Genomic DNA, 13,097 nt, shown 5'->3' with positions numbered 1-13,097 from the left:
GATATTTTCGGGTTGTGTCCAAATCGGGCTGAGTTTCATATCCTGGAGATAGACGGCAAGGAAAGTGGCATGACCAGTCAGAAAACTCAATCGATAAACCTCAAAATTGCTGTAGTTGGAGATATTCACGACCAATGGGAAGTGGAAGATGGCGTTGCACTCAAGCATTTGGGTGTTGACTTAGTGCTGTTTGTCGGGGATTTTGGCAACGAATCGGTGGAAGTGGTCAGAGCGATCGCATCTCTCGATATTCCCAAAGCAGCCGTGATGGGCAACCATGATGCCTGGTACACCGCCACCGAATGGGGACGCAAAAAGGCTCCTTATGACCGCTCTAAGGAAGACTGGGTACAGGAACAACTCGATTTATTAGGCTCGTCCCATGTTGGTTACGGTAAGTTGGATTTTCCCGCTTGGAATTTAACTGTAGTAGGGGGTCGTCCCTTTACTTGGGGTGGCCCAGAGTGGAAATTCGCGGAAATCTGTAAAGAACGTTACGGTGTGACGAGTTTAGAAGAATCCGCCGATCGCATCGTGAAAGCAGTTAAAAGCGCCGCCTACGAGACAATTATATTTTTGGGTCACAATGGCCCTAGCGGATTAGGCGATCGCCCCGAAGACCCCTGCGGCAAAGACTGGCATCCAATTGGCGGCGACTTTGGCGATCCAGATTTGGGCGAGGCGATTTCTCAAGCCTTGACTGCTGGTAAAACCATTCCTCTGGTGACATTTGGTCACATGCACCGAGATTTACGCCATACCAAGAAGGTGCAGCGCAAGCCCATCTTTAGAAGTCCAGAGGGAACAATTTACTTAAATGCGGCTAGTGTCCCCAGGATTGTGGAAAATGACGGCGAGAAGCTGCGTAATTTTTCCATTGTCACCCTAGAGGCGGGTGTGGTTTCGCAAGTTTCCCTAGTTTGGGTGGGGAATGATTTCCAGGTGGCTAAGGAGGAAATCTTGTACGAGCGATCGCGTATTGTGTCGTAGATATTCGCATCCAGTAGTGCAATCTGCGTAGATGATACGATATAGTATTATCTGTCAGCTTTAGTGCTAACTAACAAAAGCGCTTGAATAGCGTCTGGAACTAGGATCAGCACAAGTTTGACAGATTTATTGGAGAGGTGGCAGAGTGGTCGATTGCGTCCGACTTGAAATCGGATGAGGCTAAAACCTCCGGGAGTTCGAATCTCCCCCTCTCCGTTTAGGAATTAAAAATTGAAAATTAAAAATTAAAAATTGAGGGGGATGAGGTTAGGTGGGGCTTTTGGTGGAGATAATGATGGCACCAAGAATTTTTGTTAGTTCTTCGGCTTCGGATTGGAGTTGACTAATTTTTGATTGAGGTACTATTTCGGTAGCAATGAGCAACCTTAACCAATACCGGGTTTCACGGGATTCTTTTAGTGCAATCATGAGCTTGCTGATAAAATCTGCTTTGCTTTGAGCAGCTTGTGCTTCTTCTACATTAGCTCCTATCGATGTTCCTGACCTTAATAACTGTTGAGCAAGGGTTCGCGCTACTCCTGGTTTGTCATCTAAAAACTGGCACAATTTGACTATGCGAACTGAAAAAGTAAAAGTGCGATCGCAAATATCTTTTTTCACAGGTAAATTTAACTATATTTTGGCTGACTTATCTGCTTGTAGCTGTATTATCAACTTCTAATAAATGTTTAATTTTTATTTGGTAACAGCAAAGTATTTTCAATTTCTTCCCTAACTTTCCGGCTTACATAACAATCGCTATTGAGACAATCTATTAGTAAGTTATTTCCATTGTAATACTGACATAGTAATTCAATATGCCTATCAGTAAACTGCCAGTCATGTCTAATATTACGATGTTTAATCAACAATTTTCTTAACTTTACAGTCCAATTATGACCATAATTTTGCCACCATTCTAAGCAATGTATTGTACGAGAATTTAATGTAGGTAATTCCTCTTTAAGTTTGCTTATTTCGTCATGTAGTTTGTGATCGCGAATAAAATTAAAACATTCATCAAGCTGATAGTCACGAAAATAACTATAACTTTCTTTAAAAGACTTACTATTTATATTAAGTAAATTATGTAATAAAGAAGAAAGTATATGAGCTTTATTCAAAATAGAACTAAGAGCGCTATCAAGAGGAAAACATATTTCATAACTAGAGAGTTTGCTAAAGTCATATTCAGCATATTCGATAAATTCAAAATTACGGTCAATTCTACTATCAATATTCAGAAAATCATCGGAGAGTGTTATACAGTCAAATTCATTCCGCAGATAAAAAGCTCTAATGGCTGATGGTTTATAGGGAGCTGTAATAAAAAGAGATTTTTGATTTAGCCACATTAAAAAATGCTGTAACTTTTCATCTATAACTAATAATCTATCAGTTTTTTGCTTTATTAACTGCAATAGATTATCAGCGTTTCGCATCATACTAGCAGTTAGCAAAAATACTTCTCGCCACCGTTTCTCTGTGAGATGAACAACCAAAGTTTCATAGGCAGAATTAGTAACTATTTCTCTGGCAGCAAAATATTCATGAAACGTTAGATGAGAAAAGGAATAGATACCCTTTGCTCGTTCTACTAGTAGCCCATGCTGTGCTTCAATAGACTTTAAAACGGCTTCACTATCGAGTTTCAAGACTTCTGGATCTGTGTCAGCATCACGTAAGTTACGGATGAAATCAGCAATGTATGATTCAGTCGTTTTTTGCTTAAAAAAATAGTCTTTCTGCTCCTGGTTTACCTAAAACCATCAACTTACTATAGCGCTGTACAACCTCTAATCCTGAGACTCGTTTCTGTTTTACTCGGCTAAGTCCAAGTCGCTCAAAGTTATCATGATCAGAGCTTTGCATTAGTTCCGCAACTTTTAGTCGTCTTCGTCCTGTTATTTCCTCCAAAATATTGACATTTGTGTAAATACCTTGTTTTCCTGTTAACTCAATTGGCTTAGGCATATCTAATACCTTCATGGTTCCGCACTTTTCTTTGATGTAGGGTTTGATTTGTTTGCGGATTTCTTGCACTAAAGTATCAATAGAATCATTTACGTCATCTGTAGTTAAATGCCCAGAGGGTTTTTGTTGTGCATACCTTTTGCTCAGATACTCCCGTAAGCGGCTTTCTTTAACAGGACCATTACAAGTGATGCAAAATTTTTTGTAAATGCCTGTAAGACAAGTGCCGAGGTTACTTTCAGAAATGTTTAATTCTTGAGTTACCTGGACTCGATTCTTACTACGACCGAACATTTCCAGAAAGACTTCTTTCTGTCGGTGCGACAATTCACTGTATTGCTCCAGTTGCTTAAGAAAGTCCTCTGGTATAGACATTGACCACTCCCACAATTACTTATAAGCCAGTGTAGCCAAAGTTTTTATCAAAATATGGAATTAAATCAGTGTAAGTCAGGCTAAGTCAAGGTAAGTCAGATAAATAACTACAAAATAAAATTGCGACATTGAACTCAGTCAAGTTACTGAGGCGATCGCAATGCTAGAAACACTAATCCCTTTGGTTATAAATAAGTCTGTTGAAGTCGTTGTTGGAATACTGCTGGAAAAGTTTTGTAAATGGGTGCTGAGTGATGCCAATATCAAAAGTGCTAACAACTTTCTAAAAATGCAGATTCTTGTACTTTATCTTGATTGGGTTTTACGAAAAACATCACTAAAATCTCTGTCAGAGGAATCAGAGGAGAAGGATTAAGAAACAGGTGGGTAGTAGAGATAATAAAGCGATCACACCGACAAACCAAAGGCGATCGCGCCCTAACCTCTCCCCCTGCTGCCATCGTGCTACCATTCATTACCAATAAATTCTTTTGGGAGGTCAATCAATGGCTACCATTCATGCGCTCAATATACCTGATGAGTTATACGAACAACTACAACACTTAGCTAAAGCTGAAAATAACTCAATTGATGCTCAAGTTATTACAATCTTGCAGAACGCTTTGCAGGCAAAAACACAGCCAACGGAAGAGGAAAGGCGAAAAAATGTCCCAAAACTCCTAGAGGAAATTAATCGCCGTCGCCACCGCTTGAATCCAGCAGACTTTGGATTACCTGATAGTACTGAACTAATTCGAGAAGACCGCGATAGATGAGCAATCCTCTTAGATGCGTGGTAGATACCAGTGTGTGCATCAAGTATTTTATTGCTGACCCACTAACTGCCAAAGTTAATCAACTTTTCGGTCATCTCGCCAATCCACAGACAGAAATTTTTGTTCCAGACCTTTTTTACATTGAGTGTGCTAACACGTTCTGGAAGTATGTCCGTGCAAGGATGTACACTGCTGCTGAGGTTCAGACAGATTTAGCTACTCTGAAAGCTTTTCCGTTGCGTGTTGTTTCAACAGCTGATTTGATGGCGGATGCAGTTACTATAAGCTTGAGTTATGGAATCTCCGCCTACGATGGCTCTTATGTCGCACTTTCACAGCAGGTAGGTGCTAGTTTGCTGACTCTCGACGGTAAGGTGGTGAAGGCAATAGCCGCTTCGTCTTACAATGTTTCCTCGTTTAATGACTTCGAGGTTCCGCCGTTGGAGTCAATGTAAAAGCGATCGCCTTTCCTCACCCCAAAGCATTAGATAAGACGAAACATCTCGATACAAACTCAGAATTGGGAGAATAGAATTTTTCTCACCGATTTACTTAGTTGCAATAAAATTAGTTTGTAGAGTAGGCAATAATCCTACTGTTTTTTTAAAATTCAATTGTCAAAAATGCCTTTTACTTATAACCGCACTGTTCGCTTTCAAGATACTGATGCTGCTGGGGTAGTCTATTTTGCTAATGTTTTGAGTATTTGTCATGAAGCTTATGAAGAATCTTTAGAAGCATCAAGTATTAATCTCAAAGATTTTTTTACTAATCCATCTGTAGCTTTCCCTATTGTTCATGCTAGTGTTGATTTTTTGCGCCCTATGTTTGGTGGGGACAAGTTACTGATTAGTTTAATTCCCCAAAAAATAGGTGTTGATAAGTTTGAAATTACTTATGAAGTAACAGTGGCTGAGGTGGTAGTTGCAAAGGCTATTACTCGCCATGTTTGTATTGATGCCAGTAGTCGAAGTAAACAGGAATTACCTGATGAGATAGTTCAGTGGTTGGAGACGAACCGCAGAGACGCAGAGGGCGCAGAGAGAAGAAGGTCGAGAGAGATTATGTGATGGGATTTTGGAGGAATTCTGTGGCTATTTGTTGTAATTGTTGGCGGTTAATCTTACCTTGAGAGTTACGGGGTAAGTTTTGCTGGGGAATCCAATATTTAGGGATTTTAAATTTGCTGAGTTTGTCTTTGAGTAGAGTTTGGATTTTTAAGGCAGAGGTATCTGATTTTTTGGGAATGTAAATCGCTGTTAAGGCTTGTCCCCACCGTTTATCTGGGATGCCGATGACACAAATATCGGCAACCATTTGAGTGGCTTGTATCGCTGATTCAATCTCTGCTGGATAAATATTTTCTCCACCTGTAATAATTTTGTCGCTGTTACGTCCGACTATATTTAAATATCCTTGTTCGTCTAAAAAGCCTAAATCATCTACTTGGAAATCAGTTTGATTTTCTCTGGTTATCGGATAGTAACCACGGGCTAAAGATTGAGCATGAATGGTAATATTTCCGATTTGATTGGAATTTAAAATTTCGTATTTGTGGTTGCGAATAGTTACTTTTGCATGGGGAAGAATTTGACCACTGCTTATTTTACCGCCTAGAAAATCATCTGGTTTGAGGGTAGCAATTTGAGAGGCGGTTTCTGTCATGCCATAGGTAGGTGCTAATCGGATGCGATGAAATCTGGCTTTTTCTAGTAGTTCGTTCCATGCTGGCGCACCTCCCAAAAGTACAGTATTAAATTGGGATAACCATTCAGTTAATTCTGGATTTTCTAGAATACGTTGTAACTGTGTTGGTACTAAAGATATGAAAAATTCTGATTGTTTAATATTGAACATTTCTCCTGTTTCTACTGCTTTGAAGGGTAGAATAGCTAGTTTACCTCCAGTAGTGAAGGAGCGCATAAATTGCATTAAACCGCTCACGTGATACAGGGGTAACATGCAAAAAGAATTGACTTGCTTGATTTGAAAGTATTCTGTAAATCCTTGTACTGATGCTGTAAGAGTTTCCCAAGTATGGATGGCAAATTTAATCCGCCCTGATGAACCACCTGTGGGAATCATAATCAGTGCTGAGTGCTTAGTGCTTAGTGCTGAGTGAGAGACGCAATTAATCGTGTCTGTACTTGGGATTAGAGGAGTGGGAGAGTGGAGTAGTTCTCCCCAAATGATGTCTGGCTGTACTAAATCAAAGACTTGTTGCCATTCTTGTGTTCCCCAATCGGGGTTACAAAGGAAAACTGGACAGTTAGCAGCACAAGCAGCAATAAAGCTTGCTAAAAATCGTAATGGTTCGCGTTCAGCTAAGATTATTTTTGGTGGTGTTCCACATTCTGAAATATGTGTTAATTCTAAATATAATTCTTGAGCTATTTGATTAAATTGATGGCTATCATAACCGATTAGCCAATCATTTTGAGCTAGTTTATTAAGACAGTTTAAAGGTCGTTCCATAAACTTTGAAGCCAGGTTTCTTCTTGTTCAAAAAAATGGTCGATGCCAAAACCAATTGCCCTGTTGTTTTGGGATAATTCCGCCGCTAGTTGGAGTGCTGCAAGTCTACCGATCGCAGTTTCAAATACTGATGAAAATACAGTATCAATTTCATGCTGTTGGCAAAATTTTCTCAAACGAGATGGCGATCCAACGATCCCAGGCTTGATGACAAAAATTCCTCGCCAACCTTGCTGATGACAGGCGGCGAGTTGTCCAAGTGTGGCGACAGATTCATCTATTGCGATCGCAGTTTCATAACTCGTACTCAATTCCAACATCTGCTGAAATTGCTCAACGGGTAGCGGTTGTTCGATAAATTCAATTTCTAGGGGTAGTTCTGGATTTTCCTTGAGATTGTCGCAAGTCCGCAGCCATAAGTTTGCTTCCTCATAACTGAGTCCACCGTTGGCATCTAATCGCAGTTTGGTAAAGGCTGGTAAGGTTTGTATCAGTGAGTCAAAAATTTCTAGTTCATCAGCGATCGCATCCACACCAATTTTCCACTTAAATGTGCGATATCCTTGCTGCCATAGAGTTTCCAATTGATTTAAAGCCGCTTTCCCAGATGGTAATAAGGCACTGAAAGATTGGGCATTGGGCATTGGGCATTGGGCATTGGGCATTGAAAAGAATTTACTTCCCCAGTTCACATTGCCTACTCCCGATTCCCAACTCCTCATCTCGTAGGCTGACTCAAAGCCAAATTGACAGGCAGGTAACTCATCTGGGATCGAGAAAATTATCTCGTCTGTGATTTCTCCTGGGAGTTGGCGACAAAAATCCAAGGCTTGTTCTATGGTTTCGGAACCAAACCAGCTAATGGGGGCGATTTCCCCCCAGCCAACTTTAAGAGTTTCATCGGTGAGACGAAGGATAACACCTTCACGAATCTCCCACTTACCGTGATTGGTGGTAAGCGATCGCAAAAATCTTCGCTGATATGGACGAAATTTAAATTGATAACGCATCAATTAGTAATTGCTAAAGTATAAATCCCAGTCCAAGCAGCAAGCAAGCCCAGAAATGCACGGCTACGGCAATGAATTTACAGTTACTAACTTTGTCCGGCTGATTGTGATTTTCTTGGACGTGGCGGCATAATTTTAAGGCAAAGGGTAAACTTACCCAACTTAGTAACGTCCAAACTGGAAAAATCCCCAATAGCACAAATAGCAAGGTGAGAGGATAAATGCTAGCAGTGAACCAAACTAGGAGTTTGGCCCCTTTTGCTGTTCCGAGACGGACGATAGGCGATCGCTTGCCTGCGGCTATGTCATCCTTAACTTGGTGAAAGTGCGAGCAAAACAAAATTAAGGTTGTGGCAATCCCGACAATCACTGAGGCTGCTAAACTTGTCATTGACCAAGCTTGCGTTTGGCTGTAATATGCTGCCTCCACTGCTAAGGGGCCAAAGGCAAAAAAGCAAATAATCTCGCCTAAACCCTGATATCCTAAGCGAAAGGGAGGGCCTTGGTACGTATAGCCTAAACCACAGCATAGTAAAATAATGCCGATAACAGTTAGGTCATGTTGCCAAAAGGCGATCGCTAGTATGCCCAGCAATCCCAAACCTAAACACAAATTTCCTATCCAAAATATTAATGGCTTATTGCCTGTTAAATTCACCAAAGAATGGTGCTTATTTTGATCGATACCTGTTTCGGAATCAAACACATCATTACTGATATTTTCCCAGGCAAGAATTAAGATTGCCGCAGCTACAAAAGTAGAAAATACTACAGTATTGAAAGTTTTAGTTTCGGCAAATGCTACTGCTGTTCCTACCCAAATGGGCATAATGGCAACGCTATACATTGGCGGTTTAATCGCTGCCATCCATAACTTAGTGTTGGGATATAAAATTTGCTTGGTAGTCATCAGTTGTGATTAATTAAATTACCGGAATATTACTCACACTTGAGATTTTATGGTTTAAAGAGACGCTAGATATGGGTGATATACAAACAACTGTCACTTTTACTATGGCTTGTTAACCTGGTGTTGTTAATACTCACCCTCACGTTGCAGTCTCAGGCTGAAACTGTCTTATCATAGTCTGAGAACACCACAAATAAGGCAAACCCTACGCTGGTGAAATAGCAACTTAATATGTTACCTGTAAAAATACGACCACGATTAATTACACTTTAGGAAGTTAACTTAAAAAAAATTTACTATCGTTAAATCCATGACAGTTTTACCATGTCGTAGCAACTTCTTTGTAAAGCACAAAGATTTATATCAATTTCTGGTAGCAGTGCAAGAAAAGTGCGTCAAAAATAATTGCAGACAAATTGTCAGTGTTTCCCAAGAAATTGATTTAGTTGACCCTTTACTTGTATTAGATAAACTTACACAAGCAAATGAAATAAATTTTTACTTTGAGGACAGAGGTAAAGGAGAAGCGATCGCAGCAATTGATGCTGTAGCAAAATTACAGATTGATGGCTCAGACCGTTTTAATCAAGCAGAATATTTTATCAAATCTTGTCTAAAAAATATAATTAATTTTGGTAACGCAAACCAACCTTTTTCTGGGCCTCACTTTTTTTGCTATTTCAGCTTTTTTGATAAAAACGCCCAAGTAGATTATCCATTTCCATCTGCTACCATTTTTCTTCCACGTTGGCAAGTAGCCGTAAAAAATCAGCGTTGCATATTAGTAACAAATATAATTATCAATCAAAATGTAAATATTGAAAGATTGTTGGAGAAAATTCAAAATAAAATTGAATTTATCCAAACTTTAGAAAATTACTCTACTAATATTGATTATTTTTCTAGAAACTTATATAAAAAATCTCTCACAAATGCTGCCCAATTTAAACGTTCAGTAGTATCTGCTTTAGAAAAAATTCAGTCTAGTCATTTAAGCAAAATTGTATTAGCAGATATATTAGATGTAAAATCAAGCACCCACTTTAGCCTAGTTAAATCCTTAAATAATCTTAGACAAAATCATCCTAATTGTTATATTTTTTCTACAAGTAATGGCAAAGGACAAAATTTTATTGGTGCAAGTCCAGAAAGATTAATTAGTATTAATAATCAACAGTTAATCACTGATGCTTTAGCTGGTTCTGCACCACGAGGTAAAACCCCTGCTGAAGATGCAGCTAATGCCAATCGCTTACTAAATAGTGAAAAAGAAAAGCATGAACATTCCCTAGTGCTTAATTTCATTACACAACGACTATGCCAACTAGGCTTATTACCGCAAATATTAGCACCCCGATTGCGACAATTATCGAATATCCAGCATTTATGGACACCAATCAGTGCTATGGTTCCCGCTGACATACACCCATTGAAGATTGTCGGACAATTGCATCCTACGCCAGCCGTTGCAGGTGCAGCACAAGATGTAGCTTGTGCCGAAATTCGTCGTTATGAAAGCTTCGAGAGAGGTTTATATGCTGCACCTCTGGGTTGGATAGATTCTCAGGGTAACTGTGAGTTTATTGTGGGAATTCGTTCAGCATTGATTGATGGCGATCGCGCCAGATTGTATGCTGGTGCTGGTATCGTCGCTGGTTCCGATCCTGACAAAGAGTTTGCAGAGGTGCAGCTTAAGCTTCAGGCGTTACTGAAAGCCTTAGTTTAAAGTTAATTACTAATCTTGTATGCCAGCTAAAGATATTTACTACAATTCTGTTAGAAACGCTCTTGAAAAAGAGAGTTGGCATATTACCAACGATCCATTTATCTTAAGATGGGGTGCAAGAGATTTATATATTGATTTAGGTGCCCAAAAGCTAATAGCAGCAGAGAAAAGCGGACAGAAAATAGCAGTAGAAGTTAAAAGCTTTATCGGTGCTTCTCCAGTAACCGATTTAGAAAAGGCTCTGGGACAATATATTTTATACTACGATATTCTCAGTCGCTTATAACCAGACCGCCGCTTGTATCTTGCTATTCGTCAACAAACATACTTAGAATTATTTCAAGAACCAATTGGTAAGATATTGATAGAAAATCAGCGTCTTTGTTTACTCGTCTTCGATTCAGAACTAGAGGTGATTCTAAAATGGATACCTTAGATAATTATCGCCAAATAATTGAAAAAATATTAACTGAATATGCCCAACTTCCTTACGCTCATGGAGAACTAGAAAGACAGCTAATTATTGATGAAAATGCAAACCATTACCTACTACTCACACTTGGCTGGGAAAACAAACAACGAGTACATGGGTGCCTTGTCCACGTTGATATTATCAACGATAAAATTTGGATTCAAAGAGATGGTACTGAAGATGGTATTGCTAACGAATTCGTCAGTGTCGGCATTCCTAGAGATCGTATCGTTCTAGCCTTTCAACCTACTGAAGTAAGAAAGTATACTGATTTTGCTGTTACATAAATTTTAAATCTAGCGATCGCGCCAGATTGTATGCTGGTGCTGGTATCGTGGCTGGTTCCGATCCTGATAAGGAATTTGCAGAGGTGCAGATGAAGCTTCAGGCGTTATTGAAAGCATTAGTTTAAAGTTAATTACTAATCTTGTATGCCAGCTAAAGATGTTTACCAAAATTCGCTGCTAAAATATTAAGGAATTCTCACTTTAATAGTAAGTAAATTTAACATTAATGTTAATTATAATTTTATTAACAGTAATAGTTGCAGCATTTACAGCAGCAATATTTCTTTTTGTTGCTACATGGCGTTTAGACTCAATTGAATATGCATTATTAACGTTCTTGTGGTCATTTATTGTTGCTTTACTAGGTGCTATTGCTGGCTTTTGTCTGGGGTGGTTATGGTATAAATGGAAACTCACTGATCCAAGGTATTCAAATCCTGATCTGAGTGGCCTAAGTCTAGCGATGATGGGGCTAGAGTTATTTTTTGTTCGGGTGTGTTTTATTCAGGCTGGAATCATTCTAGGTGCGATTTGGGGCGGAGTCCGTAGTTTAAGGTACTATGAAACACGTAGTAAACGTATCTGAGCGATCGCATTTTTACCTTTAAATCTAGCGATCGCGCCAGATTGTATGCTGGTGCTGGTATCGTGGCTGGCTCCGATCCTGACAAAGAGTTTGCAGAGGTGCAACTTAAGCTTCAAGCTTTACTTAAAGCCTTAGTTTGACATTCAAAAAAGGAAGTTTTTAAACAGACTATTTAAGTTGATTTTAATTATCCAAAGAATTGTAGGCTTCATTCAGTTTGGCGGCTGACTCTTCTAATAAGCGTTGTTCATGAGCATTTCTTGGTAACACCAGTTGGCGCTCAATACCTTGGGAGCTAATGATACATGGAAGTCCAAGAACAACTTCACTGCCAACTCCATAGTTAAAATCTGCTCTGGCCGATACTGGAAATATCTGCTTTTCATCTCGCAGAATGGTATCAACTAACTGACAAACTACTATTGATATGCCATAGCTAGTATTTCCTTTACGTTTAGAAATGTTATAACCTCGTTTACGGGTTAACTCTGCGTACTCTTGCTGAATTTCTTCCAGCGTTGCTCCTTGTGGTATGGGAAATTCAGCTAACAAAATTCCCCCAATAAATGCACTAGACCAAACGACAAACTCACTGTCTCCATGCTCTCCAATCACATAAACACGAACATCTTGTTTACTAACGTTCAGTCGCTTACCAAGTTGATATCTTAGTCTAGCAGTATCAAGAACGGTTCCCGAACCCAAAATTAGGTTTTCTGCTCTAGTAGAACTGGCGATCGCAATCCGTGTTAGTACATCCACTGGATTGCTAACGATAAGTACGATTGAATTCGGTGCAACTCGATCCAATTCTTTCATCGTCGAACGCACAATCTCTGCATTATCGTTCAATATATCTAATCGGCTTTGTCCTTCTTTTTGCCGCACCCCAACAGTCACGACAATCACATCAGAATCAGCTAAATCTTCATACTGATTTGACGCTATAATTTCCATGTCTTTAAGTAAAGGAATGGTATCTTCAATATCCCATGCTTGCCCCTCAGCTTTTGATAAAGTTCGGTCAAAAAGGACGACTGTTACACATTTACCGAGTAGCACTAAAGCATTTGCTACATTTGCACCCACATTACCCGCACCAATAATACCGACCTTGGATATTTTGCTACTCATGCCAAATCTATTTTTTTGTAACTGGCCTGATAGGTTAATGTTAACTCTAGAACTAACCGTTTCGAGTCAAGATTCTTGAAGCGATCGCTTCGTCTCAAAGATTTGATATGTTGACGCAAGAGAGAATTGATAAGTGTTTTGTGTTCGACACCCTGGAATTGAAACCAAGCTATCATATCTGGATCAATCTGAATTAAGTTCTGTGCTTCAGTTGCTGGCAATCTCAACATTGCCTTCTCGAAAAACTCATCGTTTAATAATGGAATATTCAGAATAATCAACATCGACATCTGACATCGATTTCAATGCTTCCCAATTAGCATGTGAGATATTGTTCAAATCGTTGGCGCTTATTATGTTTTAGTTTCAGTATCGTAGATGC

15 protein-coding genes, 1 tRNA gene and 3 pseudogenes are annotated in these 13,097 nt (G+C 39.4%); 10 read left to right on the top strand and 9 right to left on the bottom strand.

Annotation, left to right across the window (positions count from 1 at the left end):
* Positions 1–69: 69 nt before the first annotated feature.
* Positions 70–990, top strand: a complete 921-nt coding sequence (locus RM049_RS26095; protein ID WP_322706221.1) for a TIGR04168 family protein — start codon at positions 70–72, stop codon at positions 988–990.
* Between the two features lie 131 nt (positions 991–1,121).
* Positions 1,122–1,206, top strand: a tRNA-Ser gene (locus tag RM049_RS26090).
* 51 nt (positions 1,207–1,257) lie between these two features.
* Here RM049_RS26090 and RM049_RS26085 read toward each other — a convergent pair.
* From RM049_RS26085 to RM049_RS26070, 4 genes are all read right to left on the bottom strand, one after another.
* Positions 1,258–1,611: a four helix bundle protein gene (locus RM049_RS26085; protein WP_322706220.1), complete on the bottom strand. Its 354-nt coding sequence runs from the start codon at positions 1,609–1,611 to the stop codon at positions 1,258–1,260.
* Between the two features lie 68 nt (positions 1,612–1,679).
* Positions 1,680–2,645 (bottom strand): NACHT domain-containing protein, encoded by a 966-nt coding sequence (locus RM049_RS26080; RefSeq protein ID WP_322706219.1) that lies wholly within the window; start codon positions 2,643–2,645, stop codon positions 1,680–1,682.
* Positions 2,646–2,718: 73 nt separating this feature from the next.
* Positions 2,719–3,339: a hypothetical protein gene (locus tag RM049_RS26075; protein WP_322706218.1), complete on the bottom strand. Its 621-nt coding sequence runs from the start codon at positions 3,337–3,339 to the stop codon at positions 2,719–2,721.
* Positions 3,340–3,611: 272 nt separating this feature from the next.
* On the bottom strand, positions 3,612–3,842 hold the full coding sequence (locus RM049_RS26070; RefSeq protein WP_322706217.1) for a hypothetical protein: 231 nt from the start codon (positions 3,840–3,842) through the stop codon (positions 3,612–3,614).
* Between the two features lie 3 nt (positions 3,843–3,845).
* Between RM049_RS26070 and RM049_RS26065 the strand changes: the two genes are divergently transcribed.
* From RM049_RS26065 to RM049_RS26055, 3 genes are all read left to right on the top strand, one after another.
* Positions 3,846–4,115, top strand: a complete 270-nt coding sequence (locus tag RM049_RS26065; RefSeq protein WP_322706216.1) for a hypothetical protein — start codon at positions 3,846–3,848, stop codon at positions 4,113–4,115.
* On the top strand, positions 4,112–4,570 hold the full coding sequence (locus RM049_RS26060; RefSeq protein ID WP_322706215.1) for a type II toxin-antitoxin system VapC family toxin: 459 nt from the start codon (positions 4,112–4,114) through the stop codon (positions 4,568–4,570). The genes RM049_RS26065 and RM049_RS26060 overlap by 4 nt, the downstream gene beginning before the upstream one ends.
* Before the next feature lie 168 nt (positions 4,571–4,738).
* Positions 4,739–5,185 carry a thioesterase family protein gene (locus tag RM049_RS26055; protein ID WP_322706214.1) on the top strand — a complete coding sequence of 149 codons (447 nt, stop codon included), beginning with the start codon at positions 4,739–4,741 and terminating at the stop codon, positions 5,183–5,185.
* Here RM049_RS26055 and RM049_RS26050 read toward each other — a convergent pair.
* The 3 genes from RM049_RS26050 to menA are packed head-to-tail and all read right to left on the bottom strand — an operon-like array spanning position 5,178 to position 8,510.
* Entirely contained in the window at positions 5,178–6,590 is a 1,413-nt protein-coding gene (locus RM049_RS26050; RefSeq protein WP_322706213.1) for a 2-succinylbenzoate--CoA ligase, read from the bottom strand. The two genes, RM049_RS26055 and RM049_RS26050, sit on opposite strands and share 8 nt — an antisense overlap.
* Positions 6,575–7,600 (bottom strand): o-succinylbenzoate synthase, encoded by a 1,026-nt coding sequence (locus RM049_RS26045; protein ID WP_322706212.1) that lies wholly within the window; start codon positions 7,598–7,600, stop codon positions 6,575–6,577. The genes RM049_RS26050 and RM049_RS26045 overlap by 16 nt, the downstream gene beginning before the upstream one ends.
* 13 nt (positions 7,601–7,613) lie before the next feature.
* A complete protein-coding gene (gene menA, locus RM049_RS26040) occupies positions 7,614–8,510 on the bottom strand; it encodes a 2-carboxy-1,4-naphthoquinone phytyltransferase (protein WP_322706211.1) in 897 nt (298 codons plus the stop codon).
* 310 nt (positions 8,511–8,820) lie between these two features.
* Here menA and RM049_RS26035 point away from each other — a divergent pair, with 310 nt between their 5' ends.
* The 5 genes and pseudogenes from RM049_RS26035 to RM049_RS26010 form a co-directional block, all read left to right on the top strand.
* Entirely contained in the window at positions 8,821–10,236 is a 1,416-nt protein-coding gene (locus tag RM049_RS26035) for an isochorismate synthase MenF (protein WP_322706210.1), read from the top strand.
* Between the two features lie 19 nt (positions 10,237–10,255).
* A pseudogene (locus RM049_RS26030) lies at positions 10,256–10,672 on the top strand (element excision factor XisH family protein).
* Complete coding sequence (locus RM049_RS26025) at positions 10,660–10,995, top strand: XisI protein (protein WP_322684672.1); 336 nt, start codon at positions 10,660–10,662, stop codon at positions 10,993–10,995. The pseudogene RM049_RS26030 and the gene RM049_RS26025 overlap by 13 nt, the downstream one beginning before the upstream one ends.
* Positions 10,996–11,009: 14 nt before the next feature.
* Positions 11,010–11,120 (top strand): annotated as a pseudogene (locus RM049_RS39405) (chorismate-binding protein); the annotation flags it as partial.
* A gap of 490 nt (positions 11,121–11,610) precedes the next feature.
* Positions 11,611–11,721, top strand: a pseudogene (locus tag RM049_RS26010) (chorismate-binding protein); the annotation flags it as partial.
* Positions 11,722–11,764: 43 nt separating this feature from the next.
* Here the strand turns inward: RM049_RS26010 and RM049_RS26005 are convergent.
* Entirely contained in the window at positions 11,765–12,715 is a 951-nt protein-coding gene (locus tag RM049_RS26005) for an L-lactate dehydrogenase (protein ID WP_322706207.1), read from the bottom strand.
* Positions 12,712–12,999, bottom strand: a complete 288-nt coding sequence (locus tag RM049_RS26000) for a hypothetical protein (protein WP_322706206.1) — start codon at positions 12,997–12,999, stop codon at positions 12,712–12,714. The genes RM049_RS26005 and RM049_RS26000 overlap by 4 nt, the downstream gene beginning before the upstream one ends.
* Between the last annotated feature and the right edge of the window lie 98 nt (positions 13,000–13,097).

Origin of the sequence: Nostoc sp. DedQUE04 (genome assembly GCF_034530995.1) — a bacterium.
GTDB lineage: Bacteria > Cyanobacteriota > Cyanobacteriia > Cyanobacteriales > Nostocaceae > Nostoc.
This window is presented reverse-complemented; position numbering and strand designations above follow the sequence as displayed.